Source organism: Vibrio sp. 10N.222.54.E6, from assembly GCF_041473955.1.
GTDB lineage: Bacteria > Pseudomonadota > Gammaproteobacteria > Enterobacterales > Vibrionaceae > Vibrio > Vibrio tasmaniensis_A.
This window is the reverse complement of the sequence record NZ_JBFRTD010000049.1, coordinates 1-23249: the sequence shown is the minus strand read 5'-3', so window position 1 is coordinate 23249 and position 23249 is coordinate 1. Positions and strand designations below refer to the sequence as shown.

Below are 23249 nucleotides of genomic sequence, written 5' to 3'. Positions count from 1 at the left end.
AGTAGCGATGACGCTCTCACATGCATCAGTTCAGGTAATTTCCCATGGAAAACCACAGTGCCACCCTGTTTTCATACACGCAAGAACCTGAGTTCGAGCAAGCGATTAAACACCCGATCTCCACCCTTTGGCAACAACGAAAGGATGGTTATGTCACATCATCTGGTAAAAAAAGGTTGTACTGGTGTAGCTTAACTTCTCCGACACACACCAAAGCTATTGTTATTTCAAATGGTCGCATCGAGTGCTGCTTAAAATACCAAGAGCTCTTTTATGATTTCTATCAGCAAGGTTATGACGTTTATTCATTTGACCACCAAGGTCAAGGTCAGTCGGAACGTATGGTAACAGACTCTGACATTGGTCACATTCACGAGTTTGATGATTACGTATCAGATATGTCTGACATTATTGCCAGTTTTGATCTTAGCAAGTATTCCAATCGCTACCTGCTCGCACATTCGATGGGCAGTACAATCGCCACTCGCTACTTGCAAACTCATCCCAACCACCCGTTTGACAAAGTCACTCTGTGCGCTCCGATGTTTGGGATAAATACTGAATGGTACTTCAAGCCTATCGCAATGCTTGTTGGGCAAGCTCTCACCGCTTTCTATGCCAAGCCGACTTATGCCCCCGGGCAACAGGCGTATTACTCTAAGCCCTTCGAAAATAACTTATTAAGCCACAGTAAGGTGCGCTATCAGTGGTTCCGTTGCTTATATGACGGTTCCCCTTCTTTGCAGGTTGGCGGACCAAGTACTCGCTGGGTATGGCAAGGGTTAATGGCCGCCAAGCAGGCAATACAACAAACTCGTCAAATCAAGATCCCACTGCTATTGATTCAGGCAGGGGAAGAGAAGATTGTGAGTAACGATGCTCAAGTGAAGTTCATCAATAAGCTGAAAAAAACCAACTCTGATTGCCAGTTTAAGGTGATTGAGGGTTCTAGGCATGAGGTACTGTTTGAGCAAGATGAATACCGTAATCACACACTGGATGCTATCAATCAGTTTTTTGCCTAGATCGAATAAGCTAATAGGCTAAGTAACCGACCAAGAAGATAAGCGCTAAAGAGGAAGAGAAGTAAGTGAGCTTTGCCCTCTTTTCTTGCATGAAATTGGCATACAATTTCCACCTAGAGATATTGTGGTTAAAACGATGCTAGCGTTGGCTAGTATTGATATTTGCTAAGCATTTTGCAATGAGGGTTAAATGACTATTCCTGCACTTAAAGATTCCGTGAAAATTGTTGCTTCTGATTTAGATGGTACGCTTTTGGCTCCCAACCATCAGCTAAGCGACTTTACCAAACTAACGCTTAAGAAGTTACACGAGCAAGGTTACACCTTTATCTTCGCTACGGGTCGCCATCACGTCGACGTAGCAGGGATTCGTCAAATTGCAGGGATTCCGGCATACATGATCACGTCAAACGGTGCTCGCGTACACGACCAGAACGATCAACTGATGTATAGCCAGGACGTCCCTCAGAAATTAGTTCAACCGGTTATTGATATTGTTCGCCAAGATCCAAATATCTTTATTCATATGTACCAGAATGAAGATTGGCTACTCGACCGTGAAGACGAAATGCTCGCTAAGTTCCATAGTGAGTCTGGCTTTAGCTACAAGCGATTTGAAGCTGATAATGCCCCAAGCGACGGCATTGCTAAAGTCTTCTTCACACATCCAGAGCAAGACCACGAATATCTGGTCACGTTTGAGCAAAAGCTAAAAGATGCGTTTGGAGACAAACTGAACATCGCCTTCTCAACACCTTGGTGTTTAGAAGTGATGGCCGCTGAAGTATCTAAAGGCCACGCCTTAGACGCTGTTGCGAAATCATTGAACCTAACACTGGATAACTGTGTTGCCTTTGGTGATGGCATGAATGACGCAGAGATGCTGGCGATGGCGGGTAAAGGTCTAATCATGGGCACATCACATGAAAAAGTGATGAAAGCTCTACCAGACAATGAAGTGATTGGCAGCAACGCAGACGACGCCGTTGCTCACTATCTAGAAAAGCACCTGCTCTAATCTCGTCTCGTCGAAGAGATCTGAATAAATAAAAAGGCAGCCAACTAGCTGCCTTTTTTGAACCTTACGTAAAAAGCTCTCTCTAACGCTATCGAGAACCCTGTATTTCTTTGCTTAATATTGCCTGCCACTCTTGTTCGGTAACCGGCATGATCGATAATCGGTTGCCCCGTTTAACCAGTGGCATTTCTGACAGTTCAGGCATGGCTTTAAGTGTTGCCAAAGGAATCAAGCGTTCAGTCACTCGCACAAACTCAACATCAACCATTATCCAGCGTGGATTATCGGGCGAAGACTTAGGGTCGTAGTAATCACTCTCTGGGTCGAACTGAAAGTGGTCTGGGTAGGCTTCTCTGGTTACTTTCGCGATCCCCGCCACGCCAACTTTTTTACATGATGAATGGTATATCATCACCAAGTCTCCAAGCTTGACGTCATCACGCATCATGTTTCGAGCCTGATAGTTGCGTACACCCTCCCAACAAGAGGTTTTTTGTACTCTCAGAGTCTGAATAGAAAAGGTGTCGGGTTCTGTTTTAAATAACCAATATGCCATAATAAATCCAATTAACGGTTGCTCCGAGGAAGATATAACATGAAGGTAATGAAAAACCCAGTGACATGGCTAGTCGCATTCACTCTACAAGGCTGTGTCACAGCGCCAGATGCTCCCCAAAAGCCAGAACTACCACCAGCAACCTTGGATGAGCCACTGAGCATTCAACCGCAAACCTTCATCATGCGTGGTCAGGTTGTGGTTGGCCATGAAAGCCGAACCTTCACCCCTTGCGGTAGCCAACAACAATACTGGTTAAACTTATCTCCAGAGTTAGCGCTAGAAGCACAAGGGCTCTCAACGAGACCTTACCAAGCTTTATATGGCGAGCTGATTGGTCACCTAACCGTACCGAGCCAAACCGGGTATAACGCAGATTTCACGGCACGTTTCGTGGTTGATCAAGTGAATATCCTAACCGCAGAAAACCCTAATCGTTGTGACCAACCACTGCGTTCAACACGAGTATTCGGTAACGAACCCTTTTGGTCAGCAACCTTCGATAAAGACCAGCTCAAATACACCAAGATGGGCGAACAGCCACAGCTCCTTGATATTGAATCGAGCCGCACCACACCAAGCAGTCGTGATTACCAATTAGAGGGTAAAACAGCACAAGGCAAACTCAACCTTACGAAGGAGAGCTGTAGCGACGGTATGAGTGATTCTATCTATGGATGGCATGCCAAGCTTAACCTCAATGACAGTAACTATAATGGCTGTGCAACGGTCTCTAACCAAGACTCAACACTGGACTGGAGTGGGCTCTACTTCGCGAGCTCAACGCAGAACACTGGATTCTCTATCAACCTTGAACTCAACGATGACCACAGTGCTATCACGACTTATTCATACAGCAATGGAGACCCTTCTATTGTTGAACAGGGCTTCTGGCAGCAACTGAATCAAAATCAGGTACAAGTGGTTATGACTCGCCACCAGCAACAGTATTTGATCTCTGAGCGCATCTTCACGCTCGATAACGGTAAGCTCGTCGCTGAAAAAGAGAAAGTGGGCAACGTTGTCTACCCGATTGCCAATGGCGGTCTGGTGCTATTCGAAGCTAAGAATGCACAAGCGCAAGTAAACACCACCGCTAACGTTGATCTAACCGCAAAGCAGGTGAACTCCAGTGATCAACTTGATCTAAAAGTCGACCAAGCGATCCGTGAGTATTTTAAGATCAACAACAGCTCACCTGACGATACCAAGTACCGCTGGTTAACCTACGACTTAAATGGCGATGGTAAGGAAGAACTGCTTGCCCAGCTCGATTGGTGTGGCTCTGGTGGCTGTACATTGCTAATTTTCGAAAACCATCAAGATAACTGGCGCTTCAATAGCCGAGTGACACTGGTTAAGGGCGACATACGCTTAGGTAAATCGCAAAACCACGGCTGGCAGGATCTGATCTTCAATGTCAGTGGCGGCGGTGCTACACCTGCAAAACACACCCTGTCATACTCAGGTGTCAGCTACCCGCTAAACCCAAGTGTCGCTCCAGTTGCAGATGATGCTGATATCAGCGACGTGGTTTTGTTTGCTGATGGTATCTCACCCGCACAAAGTGGAGTAAAGCTGTAAACATGAGTAACCAACAAGCTTGCCCCGGTTGTGGCTTCACTCACCAGTGCGTTTGTCATCTAATACCGACGGTTGAAAGCCAAACTGATCTTGTACTATTGACTCATGAGAATGAGCTGTCGCGAGACACCAACACCGGAAAGCTGCTTCAGCAATCTCTTGAGCAGTGTCAGTCCTTGGTATGGCAAAGGAAAACACCACCAGCGGAGCTAATGGCACTGCTTGAAGATGAAACACGACAACCGTTTCTGTTATTCCCAAGTGATCAAAGCATCGAGTGTCAGCAAGCTGTGATGACCCAAGCCCAGAATCGTAAACCGCTATTCATCATCTTGGATGGCACATGGCAAGAAGCGAAGAAGATGCTTAACAAGAGCTCGTGGTTACAAGCAGTCCCACAAGTTCATCTCGACATCACCAGTGAATCCTCTTACACCTTGCGCCGCAATCAAGACAGTGGCCATTTGTGTACTTGCGAAGTGGGCATTGAGTTGCTCAAATCTTTAGGTGAAAGCGAACCTGCCAAGCTCATTGATGACTACTACCAACAGTATCTAAAAGTATTCCACGCCGACAAATGTGGCCATGCTCTCAAATAGATCAAGCAAGAGCACGGGAAGGCAATAAGCACATTTTAGGGCGGGACAGATACTGAAAACAAAAAGGGTGAGCCATGAGCTCACCCTTTTTACATCGTACTTTAATCTATTGAACCATTTAGTGTTTCACGTGAAACGCACACTCTAGCTGTTCCTTGAAAAGAGATTCTACTCTCCCTATCAGAATAAGCGTTGAGGCTGACCAAAGTAGTAACCTTGCAGGTAATCGATACCCATGTCTTCCGCAATACGGCACACTTGTTCGTTATGAACAAATTCAGCCACCGTCTTAGCATTCAGAATCTGACATAAACTCACCAGTTGCTGAGCGATCTTGCGCTGTTTCTTATCTTTATCGATATTGCGAATCAAACTGCCATCAAGCTTTATGACTTGTGGTTCTAACTTCAATATCTCATCAATGTTCGAATAGCCGGAACCAAAGTCATCAACAATAATATTCACACCAAGGTCGCGGAAGTGATTACACACCTCGATCAAGCGACCGTAATCCTGAATTTGTTCCGTTTCTAACACCTCTAAGCCAATACGCTGTGGGTGACTGATTTTCTTGATGGCTTGCTCAAGGTGAAGAATGGTTTTCTCATTGCTAAAATCTTGTGGCGCCAAGTTAATTGAGAACGAATCGGTTCGCTGACTCATAAAATCAAAGGTACGCGTTATCATCTGGCGACTCAGGCGCGTATAGAGATGCGTTCCTTCTATGATTGGCAAGAACTTACCCGGTGCAATCAACTGACCGTCCTCTTCAATTCGGACCAAGCACTCATAGCTTTCTACCTGATGGCTGTGTGCCGAGACAATAGGTTGGGAACACGCCACAATATTCTGATTAAGCACCGCGCGACTGACACACGACAGCCAGCCAAGCTGCTCTTGGCGATGCTTCTCCAATTGAATGAGCGTCTTGGCGCTCACTAGATGCTTGTTCTGACTCACGGCGCTGCGCCTAGCATCAATCGCCTTCAACAACAAATCATCAATCGAGGTCGTAGGAAAATCTCGACGGCTGGCTATACCCGCACAGATGGATACCGACAGGTAATCAATATCAGGCAACCCCGTTGGTTCAAAATTCACATGTTCCGTTTGGTCTGCAAATTCAGAAAAACGCTGATGAATATGTTCTTGCCCCACCCAGCTATCAAACACCACCGCCCACTCACCGATACCAATGCTATAGAGCTGACACCCCTCATCAAAGAACTGCCACAGCGCCTTTTGAAAATACTCGCTTAAATCATGCAGAAGCTTGTCACCGACTCGATAGCCATACTTCTCATTGATTTGGCCAAATGTCGTGACTTTCAAAGCCAACAAATGACTATCGGTACTCATTTTTGACAGCTTTTCACGCAATACGCTTCGGTTAGGTAAGCCTGTACGGCGATCAATTCGGTAGCTCGCGGTCAATGCGGTCGCTTGCTGTTGAATCTTACTCGCCATGCTGTTGTTCATGTCATCGACATCAAGCAGAGCATTTCGTATCAATGAAAACAGAGGGGAAATATTGGTCGCGGGTTGTGTCTCTAATGGCAATACCGCCTTGCCCTCACCTTCCCTAAGCGCAAGATAAGTGAGGCTATGATGCAAAATTCGTTGCTGGCCATTATCTTGATAGAGCTCTCCCATGCAGTAAACGCCATAGGTGTCCGCTAATGCTTGGAAAACCTCAACCTCTTGGTTGCCATCAATGAAATCAATGCGAGAGGTACAGTTGTAGATAAAAAACTGTTCTGGCTTATGGGAAGCAATCTGTTGAACGCCCAATCGGATTTGCTCTAGGGTCAATGAAGGATGGTCATAACAAAACCGCACCTCATCACCAACCTGAAACGACCCACTGAATTCGATCTCTCCGCCCTCTGTCACCTTGAGCGGTAAGTGAGTGTTCTGGTCTTTGGGTTCACCGACCATCAAGGGGAAGTTATACAGTTGCTCAAAAGGGATTTCGAGACCGTCAGCGAGGTAACGATTATAGACTTCTCGGACAGGTATACCGTCCAATTCAGCTAGCCGATTATCTTGAGCATCAGTCACTCGGAAGGTACGACCAATGGGGTTCCATTCGCAGTAATACCCCTTAGTAATTGAGAGTTCAACACTGTGCAGTGCTAACATGACATAGGCATTTTCATAGCAAATACCATCGAGCATCACCCATCGTCCATGCTCTGTAATGGTCGATGCACCGCCACAAACAGGTAATGAATATATCGACTGCTCAAACGCTGAAAATAGATCTTGGTTATTTATCTGCAAGCGATCGGCGAAACAGATAATGCTTTGAGTATCAGCATTACATTCAAGCTGCTGCCACATCGCTTGGCTATCCCGTCGAGGCTGCTCGCTATATTCGACAACCCCACAAGTGTAAGACGTCGCTTCAAAGCGAGTAACAATAACATAGAGACCTTTATGCAGGATTACACCTTGGCTGATGTAGTGATTAGCACTACAACCAATCAATTTGGCGTTGGGGAAAGTCGACTGGATTACTTGGCAGGCAGCCAACACCGAATCTTTCTCGAAAGAAGAAAACACCTGAATCAGTAGATTGTCATGTGGATGAAAATCTATCTTTTGCAATTCACGCTGGGTGTACTTAATGTCTTGTATCTGGAAAGAGGTCGATTGCATATTCACATTAATCGTTACGTTAATGATTTGTTATTGTGCTTATTATAGATAAAGCTTGCACGGAATACTTACAATCGTCTGATAAATAATGTGACGCTAGTTAGACATCATTCATTCTACTAAAGAGCCATCATCAGTGCCAGTGAAGCACTTTAAAAGCAAGTGACGTTAAGGTCTGAGGGCTTTAATAACTAAAACAGTCGCTTAGGCTCACCAAAGTAATAACCTTGCAGATAATCGACACCCATTTGCTCTGCAATTTCACAAACCTGTTGGTTATGGACAAATTCGGCAACTGTTTTGGCGTTAAACACCTGACACAAGCGTACTAATTGAGAGGCGATATTCCTTTGCTTTGGGTCTTTGTCGATATTGCGAATCAAGCTACCGTCGAGCTTTATGATCTGCGGCTCAAGTTTAATGATCTCATCAATATTGGAATAACCAGAACCAAAGTCATCAACAATGATTCTCGCCCCAAGAGCACGGAAGTGATCACACACTTCTATCATGCGGCCATAATCTTTGATCTGTTCAGACTCGAGAACCTCTAGACCAAGTCGAGTAGGGTCGTTCATACCACTAATCGCTGACTCGAGAACCTCAAGCGTCTTATCGCTCAGTAAGTCTTGTGGGGATAGGTTGATTGAAAAAGAACTCTGCTTATTTGCCATGTAGCCAATGGTGTTTCGAATCATGTGCCGGCTAAGGCGAGTATAGAGATGCGTGTCAGCAATAATGGGTAAGAACTTACCAGGGAGTACAATGGTACCGTCCGACTCCATGATTCTGACCAAACACTCTTGGCCAATCATTTCGTGAGTACCAGACGCCACAATCGGCTGTGAGTAGGTGATAATGTTCTGATCTAAGATTGCGCGGCTTACACAGCTCAGCCAGCCTAGTTGTTCTTTACGATCTTCCTCACTCACCTGAATGTTTTTGGCATTAGTGATGTGAGTATTGTTCCGCACCCCGTAGCGTCGAGCTTCAATCGCTTTCAACAAGATCTCATCACCGCTATCAGCTAAGAAATCACAGCGACTAGCGAAACCACCACACAGAGAAACCGAAAGGTAGTCTATGTCGGTTAATCCATATGGCTCAAAATTAATATGCTCAATACCATCAGCAAACTCGACGAAACGTTGCTCTATCTTCACGCTATCGACACTCGCGTTAAAGATAATTGCCCACTCACCGACACCAATACTGAACAGTTCAACCTTTACCTTGGATTCCGTAGCCACACTAAGGTGCAATCGGTTGACAAAATGATTCGACAGATCAAGCAGTAATTGGTCACCCACTTGATAACCGTATTTTTCGTTAACTTGATGAAAATTAGTCAGCTTCAGCGTCAACAGATGTTCATTGAATAAAATCGTATTGAGGCGTTCTTTTAATACAATACGGTTAGGTAGCCCAGTGCGAGAGTCAATACGGTAGCTTTCAGTTAAGCGACGTGCTTGTTGATGGAGTTTGTTCTCCATCTGAGTATTCATACTGTCAAGATCTGCGACCGCATTTCTGACTAAGTTGAGTAGTGGCGATACCGTTGAGTCTCGCTTAAAATCTTCGCAACGAAACTCATTAATCTCGTCCGACTCTCTCATCGCAATATAGGTAAGGCTGTGATGCAGTATCTCTTGGCGATCGTCGTTGCGATATAGTTCGCCCATGCAGTATGCACCACACGCGTTTACTATCCCTTCAAATGGTTTGAGCTCAAGTTTACTGTCGATAAATTCTAGTCGAGATACACAGTTATAGATGATCACAGATTCAGGCTGATGCACGGCAAGCATCTCAGCGCCGTGACGCACTTTTTCTGCGGTCAAAGAAGGATGATTATAACAAAACTGGGCCTCTTCGCCGACATGCCAAGGGCTATCAAACTCAATACTACCATCATCATTAATACGTAGAGGCGTCGAGATGCACTTCTTTCTGCCGAGCTCTCGATACAGGGGGAAGCTCATCAACTGACTAAAAGGGAGATCTTTACCATCAGCAAGGTAATGTTTGAACACCTCGATAGCCGGCTTGTCATTCAACGCATATAAACGATTTCCAACTGCGTGTGTCACTCGCAATTTCATCCCAATAGGATTCCACTCAGAATACGCGTCCGACCAAATCTTTAAGCTAGGGTTAGTCAATGCAACCGCAACACAAGCATGTTGGTAGGTTTGCTCATTATGCATAACCCAACGGCCATATCCATTCTCGTGGCACAGCCCACCAGCAACTGGTAATGCGTAAGGTAAACTCTCAAAGGCGCTATAAATAGGATAGTCACGCCCTTCAACCTGATCGCACAAGCTGATAACCGTTTTGGTTTCTTCTGTAAGGTTTAATTGAGAAGCGAGATCTTGGCTGTCTTGATTTGGGTTTCCGGTAAACGTCTGAACTGTAGACGTTAAATGGGTATCGTTAAATTCACTGACGACGACTAAGGTACATTCATGCTTCAGGCTGTTATCACAGATAACATAACGGGCGCTCTGACCGATTAACGTCGCATGCCCTATGCGATTGAGGGCTGCATTGGCAATTCGACGAGCGATATCAGAGGACTGAGCAGAGAAAATTTGAATAAGGTACTGTTTGCTGTCACACCACTCTCGCTGATCAAATTGAGACTTAAATAACTCCTCAGTATTTGCGAGAAATGTAAATGTTTGCATGCCAACCCTTGTTCGAAATCGAGTGAAATGAGAACCCGTACTACTATGAATCAAAAATTCCGATCAAAAGTAGTCGCCAATTATCCTAGCCTAAACAGGCATTTAATTGTGACTAATGTAACAATTCAATATCATAAATGCGACACATTAAGCTTACTACGGCCATTAAGTTAATCGCATAAGATCACTAAGTTGCTCTATTTCAACATCAGGCAGCACTGTTGCCTTAGGGGAATCATATAAATTGGAACCAGTATCATTAAACCAGCATGCTTGGAAACCATTTGTCTTCGCTCCACAGACATCGGTTCTAAGATGGTCACCAACATGGAGAATATTCTCAGCGTCACAATTTAGGTATTGCTGAGCTCTATCAAACATATCTGGGTAGGGTTTTGCTCTGCCGTCAGGACCGGCTTTAAGGATTAATTGGAAGTACTGCCCCAAGCCAATTTTATGTGGGTCGACATTGCCATTAGTAATCGCAACTAAAGGAATACGTTGGCTCAGCTCAGCCATCACTCGATGCGTTTCTTGTGGCACATCCACCTGATTTCGCAGCCACAAGGCGTGTTCTATGCCTTCACGAGCCGCTTGTTCTGCTTGCTGCTGAGAATACCCCAGTTGTAACAAACCACGCTTAATCTGTGTTTCTCGCCACACGGTGACATCATGCTTTAACGCTGGGTTTTCAGAGGCGACTTGCTGTTTGATACCTTGCCACTCTTCTAACGAAAGAGAAGCAGACACAGGATGCTTTTGATAAAGCCACTGCGCCATCTCTTTCTCAACCTTCATGATCACAGGCCAGTTGTCGTACAAGGTATCATCCAAATCAAAGGTCATGGCTTTGATGGGCTTTAACCCTCGATAAATTCGCATAGTTAAACCTTTAATCTAATCTTTATTCTTCTTACGAGCTCTTGGATGAGCTTGGTCATAAGCTTGTGCTAAATGTTGGAAATCTAAGTGAGTGTACACTTGGGTTGTCGAGATGTTTTCATGCCCGAGCAACTCTTGAACCGCACGAAGGTTTTGGCTCGACTCCAGTACATGCGTTGCAAAGGAGTGGCGCAGTTTATGCGGGCTGATGTGACTCGCGACAGATTGCTTCTTGCCCCACTCTTCCATGCGCTTTTGCACGCTGCGATGAGAGATACGAGTCCCTAACTTCGAGACAAACAGTGCTGGCTCACCCGGCGAAGCTAGTTCACCACGAACTTTGAGCCATTTCTCAACCCACTCTTTCGCTAAACCAGAAAAAGGCGCTTTGCGTTCTTTGTCGCCTTTACCAATCACTCGGATTTCGCCTTGTCGACCCAATACATCTTTAAGATTGATACCGACCAGCTCAGCCAAACGTAATCCAGCACCATACATCACTTCCATCATCGCTCGGTCGCGAATTGACAGTGGGTCGTCCTCATTCACATCAAGCAACTGACCGACTTCATCAACATCGAGGTTTTTAGGCAAAGGACGTTGTTTACGAGGTGCTGAAACCCCTTTGGCTGGATTGGCGGTCATTTCGCCACGCAAGACAAGGAAATCAAAGAAGCTGCGCAGTGACGATAAGCGAGTCGCAATACTGCTCGCTTTCATTCCTTCGCGCATGCCTTTACTTGCAAGTTGTCTTACCCACGCCGCATCGACTTGAGACCAATCCTTTAGTCCAAGAGTGACTAAATGAGCGGCCATGGTTTCAAGTTGTTGTTTGTAGTTACGTTGGGTGTGTAAGCTGAGTCCCTTCTCACTTCTAAGATATTCATAGAAGCGAGAAAGCGGCTTTTGAAGGCTATTAGGAAGAGGTATTTTGGGCTCTAGGCTCATTATTTATCTGCCAAGGTAAGGTGTCCGCCAAATGAGCGACAACAAGTGCTAAATGGCGTAAAAAGAGCGTGTCCATATGAGGCTGGAAGTGTCCGCCATCTTCACTAGAAAAAGCGAGTACACCCAGTGGAGTTCGCTTAGCAAGGGGGAGCACTACATAAGAGCCTAGCTCTGGAACTGGATAATCACCAAACAAATCGTGTCTGTCTGCCTTTCTCAATCGCCCTAGATAAGCATCTTTGCCATTGAAATGGTTAAGTGAAAATTTCGAGTAACGCTCTTCATTCAGCTGATAAAAACCTAATTGTGAGAGAACTCGTACATGAGCCTTAAGCCCTAGTTCCAACGCTTTTTGTTCAACAGCCTTGATAACCTGAATGAAGTCACTGCATTTCAACACTTGAGTTTGCAGATCCATGAATTCATAGAAAGTTTTATCGTTATTCGCCGCTAGTGACATCAGGCCAGTGATCTCTTCTTCCAGCTCTTCGATTCTATGACGCTGACGTTTAAGCTGAATCTCAACCAGAGAAACAGCGCCCTGCTCAACATTATTAATAGCAAGGCGATCAACCAAATCTTTCCTGTTTTGAAAGAAATCTGGGTTATCACGTAAATATTCCGCAACCACCTCTGCAGTCAGAGTGTCGCCTTCAACGTAAGACAAAACCTATCCTTTATTTTTTATAAATCTATTTGTTATATCGTTATTAGCAAGAAAGCTGACCATCAAACACATGCGTTGCTGGGCCAGTCATCAACAGAGGTTTCCCAGGGCCTTGCCAGCTAATGTGTAAGTCACCACCAGGTAGACGAACCTTCACATTCTCAGCCAGTAAGCCTTGTGTTATACCAACAGCAACTGCACCACATGCGCCACTGCCACACGCCTGAGTTTCACCCGCACCACGTTCGTAGACGCGCAAGCGAACCTCTTCACGGTTAACCACTTGCATAAAGCCAGCATTAACACGCTCAGGAAAACGTTCGTGAGATTCAAGCAGCGGACCTAAGGTATCCACATCTGCTGTATCGACGTCATCAACTACGGTAACCACATGTGGGTTACCCATGCTAACAGCACCACAGAACAAGGTGTGTACATCCGTTCTTAGGATATACGTCTTTTCTGGCTGCTTCGCCTTAAATGGAATCTTGCCCGGTTCGAACTCAGGAATACCCATGTTGACAGTGATTAAATCATTGTCTTCAATCTTAAGAACCATTTTCCCTTTCTTGGTGCTCACGTTGATGCTGTACTTATTCGTTAAGCCTTTCATGCGAACGAATCGAGCAAAACAACGTGCACCATTGCCACACTGCTCAACTTCACTGCCATCTGCATTAAATATGCGATAATGGAAGTCAGTTTCAGGATCATAGGGAGCTTCAACTACAAGTAGCTGGTCAAAACCCACACCAGTGTGACGATCCGCCAAACGACGGATCAAATCTGGAGAAAAGAACATATTTTGAGTAATGCAGTCCACGACCATGAAATCATTGCCCAAACCATGCATTTTAGAAAAGTGGAAGTGCATAACGCTTAAAATTACTCCGGAAGAATGTTTTCAAGTTCCCACAGACTCGTAAGCTCTTCACGCTGACGAACCAAATGAGTTTTATCGCCATCAACCATCACTTCTGCCGCACGCGAACGAGTGTTGTAGTTAGATGACATAGCGAAGCCATAAGCACCTGCTGAACGAACAGCCAATAAATCGCCCTCTTCAAGAACAAGGTCACGATCTTTACCTAGGAAGTCACCCGTTTCACATATAGGGCCAACTAAATCGTAAGTCACAGCTTCACCCTGACGCGGGCTAACTGGAACAATATCTTGCCAAGCTTGGTAAAGTGCAGGGCGCATCAGGTCGTTCATTGCCGCATCGATAATGGCAAAGTTCTTATGCTCTGTTGGCTTAAGGAACTCGACTTTTGTTAATAATACACCAGCGTTAGCCGCAATCGCTCTTCCAGGCTCGAAAATCAGCTCTAGATCAGAATGATTGTCTAGGCGAGCCAACAAGGCTTTCGCGTAGTCAGAAGGCTGTGGTGGTAATTCATCACGATAAACCACCCCCAAACCACCGCCAACATCAAGATGCTTGATGTTGATATCGTTAGCTCGTAGTTGGTCGATCAACGCAAGCAAGCGATCAGTGGCATCGATGAAAGGTTCGATATCGGTTAACTGAGAGCCGATGTGGCAATCAATACCATGGATAGACAAGTTATCGAGTGTTTTAGCAAACGCATAAACAGCAGGAGCACGATCGAAGGCGATACCAAACTTGTTATCACGCAGACCCGTAGAGATATAAGGGTGAGTATTGGCATCAACATCAGGGTTGATTCTCAGTGAAATCGGCGCTTTAACTCCAAGTTCACCGGCCACTTTATTCAGTCGCTCCAGTTCTGGCTCAGACTCTACGTTGAAACATTTAATGTTCAACTCAAGCGCTCGCTTCATTTCTGCGGCTGTTTTGCCGACACCAGAGAAAACAACTTTCGCCGGATCGCCACCTGCAGCAACCACACGCTCTAGCTCACCACCAGAAACGATGTCAAAACCAGAACCCAAACGAGCTAAGGTATTCAACACGCCTAGATTCGAGTTAGCTTTAACGGCGTAACACACCAAATGCGGGTGCTCACCTACCGATGAGTCAAATGCGTTCCAGTGACGTTCTAATGTGGCACGAGAATATACATACAGCGGTGTACCATATTGCTCTGCTAGTTGTGAAAGTGCGACGTCCTCAGCCCAAAGCTGGCCATCTTCCTGATAGTTGAAGTAATCCAAAGTTCTTATCCCTTATAAATAACGATTTCTGCGTTTTTCACTTATTGTGATTGTTCAGTCTGTTGAACTTCATCAGGATCATACAAAGGACCCGTTTGACCACAACCAGAAAGTCCAATAACGGACACCATAAACAGAGCTGTAATTAGTTTTTTCATTTTGCACATCGTGATTATTAACTCAATGCCCCCTATAATCGCACCACACTCAGGAAAAGCAATAGGATAGAAAGGATGAACGAGACTGAATTTCATAAGCTGGTCGATATACAGATGCAAAACATCGAAGAAGCGATCGATGAATCAGAGGCAGATATTGATTATGAAGTGACTGGTAACGTAATGACGTTGGAGTTTGAAAACCGCAGCCAAATTATCATCAATCGCCAAGAACCAATGCGTGAGATCTGGTTAGCGTCTAAATCTGGCGGCTTTCACTTCAAGCTAGTTGACGACAAGTGGACATGTTCAAAGACGGGCATGGCGTTGTTTGAGATGGTCAAAGAAGAGTGCGAAAAGCACGCAGATGAAGAGATTAATTGGGTCTAATCATTTGTAAGCAAAACTAAAAAGGAGTGAATCAATCACTCCTTTTTTAATATCAATCAGTCTTGGTAAGACTAGATATTGACTATCTTTGAGCTCCGAGAAGCTAAAGTCGCATCGTTACGATATGGCACCACATAAGAGTTACCTTCTTCAGGGTGAACAATTTGGTAGTACTGAGGTAGGTTAAAGTTAATCAACTTAGACGACACCTTTGACTCATCTTTTACTGAAGTGTAGAAAGAATTCACGCTTGCGATCATCTCATCTTTTTCACCGCTGTACTGGTGATACACCTCAACCTGATTCGACTCGTCCAATACATAAATATTGAAACCTTTGTCGGTATCCTCAAAGAAAAATTGAATTAAACCTTCACTCGCAAAACCATCAACCACTTCTGGTAGCTGATACTCTTGCTCTTTATCGAGCATCAGTAAAGGTGAGCCCTTCAGCTTATTCGTCGAGATACTACGATAGAAATCGACCGAGTTTTCCAGCATCTGCACCGAAACGCCACGACGTTCAAAGAACAGACCAAACATTTTGTTTGCCAGGCGAATAGCTTTAAATCGGCGGCGCTTCTCTGGCTCAATTGGTTTTAATCGCAAGTCGATACACTCGGCAAGCAGTTGATACACCATATTACGCATCACACCGCGTAAGTTTTTGCTGTAACAGAACACATCGACCGACTCTGGCGGCAACGCATCCTGGTGCATTTTACCCAGTACCGTCTTCAGCGCGTCCAACATCGCGGTTTCGCCTTGGAAATGAAGTGTACGAACTTCATGCCAAGAGTTCCGATAAACCAGATCGACACTACCGACTAAGCTCTTACCTTCTTCACCAAAACTGAAAATATCGGCATTCTTAAGATCCACTTTTAATGCGCGACCACTTAATTCAGACGTCGGGTCATTTTCAAAGTTGATGAACATCGCCAGTTGGCTTATCTCACACGGGCTCGCCAGTGCCTGCATACTCGGACGACGCTTACGCAAAGAGAAGGTATTACGTAGATCGCTCACCATTTGATAGAACTTATCGATATCAATGTGGGCGTCACGAACCACAGAGTGCAAACGCGTCGACTCCGTAATCAAACCATTAAAGAATGACCAAGCAACCAACTTACTCAAGTACTCATGGTGCTCAAGTGAAGGCTGACCGAGAATGCGATGTGCAATCAAAGGCTGTTTGTACAAGTACCAACCCGCTTTATTTGACTGACCCTGACGAACTTCGATAAAGCTCAAATCAGGCTCATGGAGATCCGGGGATATTTGTGGATTCAGTAGCGTCACTTTGCCTGGTAACACCTCAAACGCAGCGTAAAGTTTACGTGCCAAGATACTGATATCTTGCGGGCTGATAGCTGAAGTGATGTCGTTACGACGTGCAAATTGAATCAGGTTACGATAGCTAAGCATCAATGCATCAAGCAGCGCATGGTGCACCACTTTAACCTGCTCAACCTTCCAGTTACGGCGGTTGTCGAGCTCAGCAATGGTTTCATGTCCCCAGTTCCAAGATTTAGTCATCTCGGTTAAGGCTTCACGACGCCATGCGACAGAACCAATACCCGCATCTCGTGACAACTTCTCGTGGGTTTTAAGATAGAAGCAGCGTCTCACCAAATCCAATCGAGTATGGTCGTTGATACGTTCTAGGTAGCGAGTTACCTTCTCAAGCATCAGATAGTAGCTATCCATGCCATACAGATCAGGTTCATCTGCGAAGAAACGACGCTTGGTGTCAATACTAAGAAGCTGGGTGTTTGGGTATTCCCATGAATAAGCTTCTAGCAGGATCGCCTTCAACACCGATTTATACGGTGAGTCGATACTCTTATAGAGCTGCCATAGGTTTGAACCAAAGTACTCTTCAGCAGGAATACTGTTCAGCTTGCCGAAATCGATCCACTGCGAGCAATCAAGATAACCATCGTTACATAAACCTTGGACATACTCGTCGTAGCACTCCTCCATTTCTGGCGGGATGATTTGCCACAACAAACGCTGGCCAGCCAAACGAACGGCTGAGCGGTAGAACTCATCAAGCAGTAGTAAGTGCTGTGAAGAACCACAGTTATCACCGGTCATCTCTTCAGAATGATTCGAGCGGAAACGCTCTTCATCCATCAAAAAGAAGTTCGCTTCAACCCCTAAGGTTTCAGCCCAATCAGTAATAAGCAGACATTTATTGGTCAGGCTATCGCGAGATGCGCCATCCATATCTGGAGATACACACACCCAGATATCAAGATCACTTGAGGTACTTTGACCAATAGACGAAGTGCTGCCCATGGTGTACAAACCCAAGATTGCTGGTTCAGCGGCCTCGGTAAGTTTTCCGCCCAGAGTTAATTCAGTATCAGAGACAAATTGCTTTTGGAATTCATTAAGCGTGAAGCTACGAATTCCAAAAGGAACTTGTTGGTCATAATAACCAGGCATCATCGGATGATTGAAGTGAAGCAGCGCGGGGATAAGGTTAAAAACTCGCTGGCCCTGGACATTCATCAACGCCAACGCACGATCAATGCGCTGCTGATTTAGATTGTCTAATCGTTGAATCAAAGTTTGAGTGTAAGCCTGCAAGGTAAGTCCTTGGTTTGAGATTAAGTGTACTTCTGTTTAGTTACTGAACGAAAGCAGCAACAAAACGTGATCAATTTAACACTTTTACCCTTATCGGTAAAGCAAAGGACGCCGTCATACTTACGAATCCCTTGATGACTGAAAGTAAAACTCGCGGCGCCGTAGTGTCCTCTTTATTGACTATTTCTAATAATAGCCCATGTTTCAAATGAGATACCAATCACACTATTTTGGTGAACTCATGAAATTCCCTCTGCTATCAAAGTATCGAATGATCAAACAGTAAGAATTTTCGCCTCACAATGGTAGGATTAGCCTATTACAGAACCTATATCGGAAACACCATGACAAATTCAGCACCAATTCGTATCGCGACCAGAAAAAGCCCTCTTGCCCTTTGGCAGGCATACTTTGTAAGGGATGCACTGCAAGCTGCTCACCCTGGTTTAGAGGTTGAGTTGGTAACTATGGTGACCAAAGGTGACATCATCCTAGACACGCCACTTGCTAAGGTAGGCGGTAAAGGGCTATTCGTTAAAGAACTTGAAGTAGCAATGCTAGAAGGTCGTGCTGACCTCGCAGTTCACTCAATGAAAGACGTACCGGTCGACTTCCCTGAAGGTCTAGGTCTAGTAACTATTTGTGAGCGCGAAGATCCTCGTGATGCTTTCGTATCAAATACTTACAACAACATCGATGAGTTACCACAAGGTGCTGTCGTAGGTACATGCAGCCTGCGTCGTCAATGTCAGTTGCTAGAATATCGCCCAGATCTCATCATTAAAGAGCTGCGTGGCAACGTTGGTACTCGTCTAGGTAAACTCGATGATGGTCAATACGATGCTATCGTGCTGGCAGCAGCTGGCCTTAAGCGATTAGAGCTAGAAGAGCGTATCCGTAGCTTTATCGAACCTGAACAGTCTCTACCTGCTGTAGGGCAAGGCGCTGTTGGTATTGAGTGTCGTCTAGATGATGAACGTCTAATCAAGCTTCTTGAGCCACTGAACCACAAAGACACAGCCGATCGTGTGCTATGCGAACGTGCAATGAACCTAACTCTAGAAGGTGGTTGTCAGGTTCCTATCGGTAGCTACTCATTATTAGATGGCGATAATATCTGGCTACGTGCATTAGTAGGCGAACCAGATGGTTCTAAAATGGTTCGTGGTGAGATCTCTGGCCTTCGCAAAGATGCAGAAGCACTTGGCGTTACTCTGGCAAATCAATTGCTGGATGATGGCGCGAGAGAAATCTTAACCAAGCTATACGCAGACCAAGAATAACTATGACAGTGTTGGTGACTCGTCCCGGTTCAGAGGGACAATCGCTTTGCCAACAACTAGCGGATGAAGGGATTCAAGCAATCCATCATCCGCTTATTCGTATCGTTGATAATCCACACTCATCGGATTTAAGCACCCAGCTTAATAACAGCGATATCATTATTGCAGTCAGTCACCACGCCGTGACCGCTGCCCAAAACATCCTTTCGAAAACTTCATCTATTTGGCCAACTTCGCCGCTTTATCTTGGCGTTGGTCAAAAAACTGCGCACGTTTTAAGCAAAGTTAGTAAACAAAAAGTAAACTATCCCAAAGTGAGTGATAGTGAACATCTTCTCAAACTTACTGAACTTAATGGCGTAGATAATAAATCCATTTTGATACTGCGTGGAAATGGTGGGCGTGAGCTCATTAGAGATTCTCTACTCAATCGAGGTGCAAAAGTCTCTTATTGTGAGACCTACCGTAGAGAATATATTCCTATTAGCGACCACAATACCTATCAAACATGGATAAACAAAAAAACGTCCAAAGTTGTCATCACTAGTCAGGAACAATTGGAGTATCTCTGCTCAATTACCCCTGATGAGTATTTGGCTTGGCTTTCAACAAGACATTTATTTGTCCCAAGCCAGCGCATTGTAGAACGAGCACAACAACTCGGCTTCTCAAACGTGACCAATACTCACAGTGCTACGAACCAAATATTACTGGCTGCTCTCCGGCCCTAGCTAGAACAGGAAATAAGCATGACAAGCAAAAAAAATAATGAGCATATTGAACCTGAAAAGAAACAAGACACTCAGCCAGTAGTTGTTGAAAACGAAAAAGCTGACTCTACAGAGACAAAACAGCCTGAACAAAAACTTGATGCCTCTGCGTCAAATACCGCTCAAAATGAACAGCCTCAAGCTGAGCATAAAGAGCAAATAGAGAGAGCAGAAAAGCAAGGTAAGCGCGGTGTAAAACTAGGCGCTATTGCGATCGCGATTTCAATTATCTTCAGTGGCGGTATCGCATTTCAAATGCAGCAAAAGAGCGCTGAATACTCGGCTCAAATCGCTGCTCTTCAAGCACAACTGCAAAATACCCAATCTGCGGTAAATAAAGATCTACAAACCATCAAGCAAGAGACTATCCAAGAAGCATCACATGCGGTGGAGAAAACTCAAGTCGTGCAATCTCAGCAACAGAAGAGCATTCAAAGCCTACAGCTAGCGGTTGCTGATGTTAAAGGTCGCCGTCCAAATGACTGGTTGCTTGCTGAAGCTGATTACCTTGTGAAACTAGCAGGACGTAAACTGTTCCTAGAGCATGATGCCGTTAGTGCAACCAAACTAATGGAAAGCGCCGATCAACGTATCGCCGCACTGAATGACCCAAGCTTGGTCTCTCTTCGTCAATCAATGACCAATGACATTACTAAGCTTCGCACTATTCCTCTTATCGACCGTGATGGCTTAGTTCTACGCATCACAAGCCTACAACAACAAGTCGATACGCTGCCGCTTGCCAATGCAATCCTGCCTGAGGCTGCCGTTGTTGAGAAAAAAGCCGTATCTCAAGATATTAATGACTGGCAGAACAACCTGATGACGTCGATGAAAGACTTTTCAGAAAACTTCATCACATTCCGCAGTCGTGATGGTGAAGTTATTCCTCTACTCTCTCCTGAGCAACACTTTTACCTGCGTGAGAATATCAAGGGCAAACTAGAGACCGCAATTCGTGCTATCTACAAAGAACAAGGTGATGTCTACAGTGCTGCACTACAAACAGCTAACGAGTGGTCGAAGTCGTACCTAAACCAAGATAACAACTCAGTGATTGAGTTTGAGAAGGCAATTAAGCAGCTGAGCGAGCAGAATATTTCTGTGAAATACCCTGTGAAACTTGAGTCTCAAAATGAGTTATCAGACGTGATACGTGAACGCCTACGTCGTGAAGTCACCGTTATGACCACGGAGGAAAAATAATGATTCGTTGGATTTTTCTTCTTCTCGTTCTAGGTGCTGGGTTAATTGTTGGTACTCAGTTCTCTGGTCAACAAGGCTACGTTCTGATCTCAATTGCGAATAAAACCATTGAGATGAGCGTGACAACACTGGTTATCTTTGTCATTGCTCTTCTAGCGGCTCTATTCGGCTTAGAGTACCTATTTAAAAAGCTTATGTACGCAAGCTCGACAACTTGGAACTGGTTCAGTGTTCGTAAACTAAAGCGCTCTCGTCGTTATACCAATGAAGGCATCATCAAGCTTCTTGAAGGTGACTGGAAAGGCGCAGAGAAGAAGGTAACTCGTTGGGCTAACCACCACGACATGCCGCTACTTTGTTATTTAGTCGCTTCTCAAGCTGCTCACGAACAAGGCAATACAAGTGAGCGTGATAAGTACATTGAGCTTGCTAGCCAACAAGAGGACTCTCTATTGGCCGTTGAGCTAACGAAAGCAAAACAACAGATCAGTGAGTCGAACTACGAAGCCGCATTCGATACACTTTCAACATTGAAAGGTTCGTACCCGAATAACACCGCCGTACTTGGCCTGCTAAAAGCCACTTACATGCAGCTTAAGCTGTGGCAGCCACTGTTAGAGCTAACGCCTAAGCTGGCTAAGAACAAGCTTCTTACACCTGATGAACAAGTTGAGCTGGAACAGAAAGCTCAATGTGGTTTGCTTCACGATGTGGCACAGCAGCAAGGTAGCGAAGGTTTAATCAGTCATTGGAATAAGCTTTCAAGAAAGCAAAAACAAAGCTCTCACCTTGTTTCTTGTTTTGTGAAGCAACTGATCGCTCGTAAAGCTGATTCAGAAGCCTTCACAGTGATTAAAGAAAACATTGCGAAGAGTGGTTCAAATGAGCTCTATATGTTGCTTCCTGAGCTAAATCTTGCCGATCACCACCCAGTAGTTGTGATGCTAGAGCGTGCTATCAGTAAAGATGGTGGCAATGCCGAAGCACACAGCGCATTGGCTCAATTCTACCTAAGAAAACAGAAGTGGGCAGAAGCACAAAGTCACTTTGAAAAAGCACTAGCACTTCGCTCAAATGTTTCAGATTACGGATACCTATCTGATGCCCTAGAGAAGCAAAACTTAACGAAAGCAGCTCACGAGGTTTCTCGTAAAGCACTCGCTCTCGTTCAACCAGCGTAATTCAAAACGACTCAAACTAAGCCGATGTCTAGCATCGGCTTTTTTGTATCTGTTATTTGCCCCTAGATAACTTCTACAACACCTATAAACCAAACTCATCGAACCCTACCCGTCCAACGCCACCAAACCTAGTGCACAAAAGTAACTATGAAATAGCGTAATAAAGCCTCCCAAACAAACGGAGAACGACACTAATTGTGTCTATATGTAGTTTTACGATTTTTATATACAAGCTCTTAGAAGAGGCTCGAGAGGTATGACGCCTGTAAGCTGAAGAGTAAAAGGAGCTCACTTTGAGAGAACACATTTAAAGATATTCACCAACAGACCGAAAGCCACGTTAAATCACGCTGAATTAGCAATTAAATGGCCATCAATATTCCAACTATAAAACGCTAAAGCCGGGGTTTCACGCAACTGCTTAATAGGTTCATCTATTAAGCAGTAGAGATATAGCAAGAGTTGCCGAACCAGAAAAACCTTGTGACTAAAGACGAGACATCTTTATCAACCATTTCAAATTAGTAAGAAGTAAACCTCACTAAGACATTCTCTAAAGGTTAATCATTGAATCGATAGCCACAAATATCAACTAACGTAATCAAGCGCTTCTAGAAAGAGCAGGACTTTTATAATTAGTGTTGGAATATCAGAGTTCGTGAGCAACGAGAAACGCTTCAACAAAAGTCGGAGACGAATAATAAACTCAGATGCCGGAAACGACGAAAGCCTAGTCGTCAGACTAGGCTTTCTAATATGTGCCGGATATAGCGTGAAGTGCAGGGGCGAGATAGCTTTACAGCACTCATACAACCTAACAGCAAAACACTTTTCTCCAAATGTAAAAAAGCCCCGCTATTTCTAGCAGGGCTTTTCTAATAAGTGGCGGAGT

At 44.8% G+C, this 23249-nt stretch carries 19 protein-coding genes; 9 read left to right on the top strand and 10 right to left on the bottom strand.

Annotated features, from left to right (window positions below; all coding sequences use genetic code 11):
* Positions 1 to 44 precede the first annotated feature (44 nt).
* Both AB4513_RS22960 and AB4513_RS22955 read left to right on the top strand, forming a co-directional pair.
* Entirely contained in the window at positions 45 to 1025 is a 981-nt protein-coding gene (locus tag AB4513_RS22960) for an alpha/beta fold hydrolase (protein ID WP_009848220.1), read from the top strand.
* A gap of 190 nt (positions 1026 to 1215) precedes the next feature.
* The gene (locus AB4513_RS22955) at positions 1216 to 2043 is read left to right on the top strand and encodes a Cof-type HAD-IIB family hydrolase (RefSeq protein ID WP_009848219.1); all 828 of its coding nucleotides are present in this window, start codon (positions 1216 to 1218) and stop codon (positions 2041 to 2043) included.
* Positions 2044 to 2131: 88 nt separating this feature from the next.
* Here the strand turns inward: AB4513_RS22955 and AB4513_RS22950 are convergent, their stop codons facing one another.
* Positions 2132 to 2599 (bottom strand): EVE domain-containing protein, encoded by a 468-nt coding sequence (locus tag AB4513_RS22950; protein ID WP_017098543.1) that lies wholly within the window; start codon positions 2597 to 2599, stop codon positions 2132 to 2134.
* Between the two features lie 39 nt (positions 2600 to 2638).
* On the opposite strand from AB4513_RS22950, the gene AB4513_RS22945 reads away from it, so the two are divergent.
* Complete coding sequence (locus AB4513_RS22945) at positions 2639 to 4183, top strand: COG3650 family protein (RefSeq protein WP_009848217.1); 1545 nt, start codon at positions 2639 to 2641, stop codon at positions 4181 to 4183.
* Between the two features lie 2 nt (positions 4184 to 4185).
* Positions 4186 to 4782, top strand: coding sequence for a tRNA-uridine aminocarboxypropyltransferase (locus AB4513_RS22940; protein ID WP_009848216.1), 597 nt, complete (start codon positions 4186 to 4188; stop codon positions 4780 to 4782).
* Between the two features lie 180 nt (positions 4783 to 4962).
* Here the strand turns inward: AB4513_RS22940 and AB4513_RS22935 are convergent, their stop codons facing one another.
* From AB4513_RS22935 to lptM, 8 genes are all read right to left on the bottom strand, one after another.
* Positions 4963 to 7443: an EAL domain-containing protein gene (locus tag AB4513_RS22935; RefSeq protein WP_009848215.1), complete on the bottom strand. Its 2481-nt coding sequence runs from the start codon at positions 7441 to 7443 to the stop codon at positions 4963 to 4965.
* A gap of 191 nt (positions 7444 to 7634) precedes the next feature.
* Entirely contained in the window at positions 7635 to 10133 is a 2499-nt protein-coding gene (locus AB4513_RS22930; RefSeq protein WP_009848214.1) for an EAL domain-containing protein, read from the bottom strand.
* Positions 10134 to 10298: 165 nt separating this feature from the next.
* On the bottom strand, positions 10299 to 11015 hold the full coding sequence (yigB, locus tag AB4513_RS22925; RefSeq protein ID WP_009848213.1) for a 5-amino-6-(5-phospho-D-ribitylamino)uracil phosphatase YigB: 717 nt from the start codon (positions 11013 to 11015) through the stop codon (positions 10299 to 10301).
* 15 nt (positions 11016 to 11030) lie between these two features.
* Positions 11031 to 11963, bottom strand: a complete 933-nt coding sequence (gene xerC / locus AB4513_RS22920; RefSeq protein ID WP_009848212.1) for a tyrosine recombinase XerC — start codon at positions 11961 to 11963, stop codon at positions 11031 to 11033.
* Positions 11932 to 12630 (bottom strand): DUF484 family protein, encoded by a 699-nt coding sequence (locus AB4513_RS22915; protein WP_009848211.1) that lies wholly within the window; start codon positions 12628 to 12630, stop codon positions 11932 to 11934. The genes xerC and AB4513_RS22915 overlap by 32 nt, the downstream gene beginning before the upstream one ends.
* A gap of 43 nt (positions 12631 to 12673) precedes the next feature.
* The gene (dapF, locus tag AB4513_RS22910) at positions 12674 to 13504 is read right to left on the bottom strand and encodes a diaminopimelate epimerase (RefSeq protein WP_102258046.1); all 831 of its coding nucleotides are present in this window, start codon (positions 13502 to 13504) and stop codon (positions 12674 to 12676) included.
* An 11-nt stretch (positions 13505 to 13515) separates the two neighbouring features.
* Entirely contained in the window at positions 13516 to 14769 is a 1254-nt protein-coding gene (gene lysA / locus AB4513_RS22905) for a diaminopimelate decarboxylase (protein ID WP_009848209.1), read from the bottom strand.
* A gap of 41 nt (positions 14770 to 14810) precedes the next feature.
* Positions 14811 to 14927: a lipoprotein gene (gene lptM, locus AB4513_RS24795; RefSeq protein WP_407829960.1), complete on the bottom strand. Its 117-nt coding sequence runs from the start codon at positions 14925 to 14927 to the stop codon at positions 14811 to 14813.
* Between the two features lie 75 nt (positions 14928 to 15002).
* On the opposite strand from lptM, the gene cyaY reads away from it, so the two are divergent.
* A complete protein-coding gene (gene cyaY, locus AB4513_RS22895; RefSeq protein WP_009848207.1) occupies positions 15003 to 15317 on the top strand; it encodes an iron donor protein CyaY in 315 nt (104 codons plus the stop codon).
* A gap of 71 nt (positions 15318 to 15388) precedes the next feature.
* Here the strand turns inward: cyaY and AB4513_RS22890 are convergent, their stop codons facing one another.
* Positions 15389 to 17917, bottom strand: coding sequence for a class I adenylate cyclase (locus AB4513_RS22890; protein ID WP_009848206.1), 2529 nt, complete (start codon positions 17915 to 17917; stop codon positions 15389 to 15391).
* 344 nt (positions 17918 to 18261) lie between these two features.
* Between AB4513_RS22890 and hemC the strand changes: the two genes are divergently transcribed.
* From hemC to AB4513_RS22870, 4 genes are read left to right on the top strand one after another with little or no spacing between them, the layout of a single operon-like run.
* The gene (gene hemC, locus AB4513_RS22885) at positions 18262 to 19200 is read left to right on the top strand and encodes a hydroxymethylbilane synthase (RefSeq protein WP_009848205.1); all 939 of its coding nucleotides are present in this window, start codon (positions 18262 to 18264) and stop codon (positions 19198 to 19200) included.
* 2 nt (positions 19201 to 19202) lie between these two features.
* On the top strand, positions 19203 to 19931 hold the full coding sequence (locus tag AB4513_RS22880; RefSeq protein WP_009848204.1) for a uroporphyrinogen-III synthase: 729 nt from the start codon (positions 19203 to 19205) through the stop codon (positions 19929 to 19931).
* Positions 19932 to 19949: 18 nt separating this feature from the next.
* A complete protein-coding gene (locus tag AB4513_RS22875; protein ID WP_009848203.1) occupies positions 19950 to 21176 on the top strand; it encodes a uroporphyrinogen-III C-methyltransferase in 1227 nt (408 codons plus the stop codon).
* Entirely contained in the window at positions 21176 to 22357 is a 1182-nt protein-coding gene (locus AB4513_RS22870; protein WP_102258047.1) for a heme biosynthesis protein HemY, read from the top strand. Before AB4513_RS22875 ends, AB4513_RS22870 begins: the two co-directional genes overlap by 1 nt.
* Positions 22358 to 23249 lie beyond the last annotated feature (892 nt).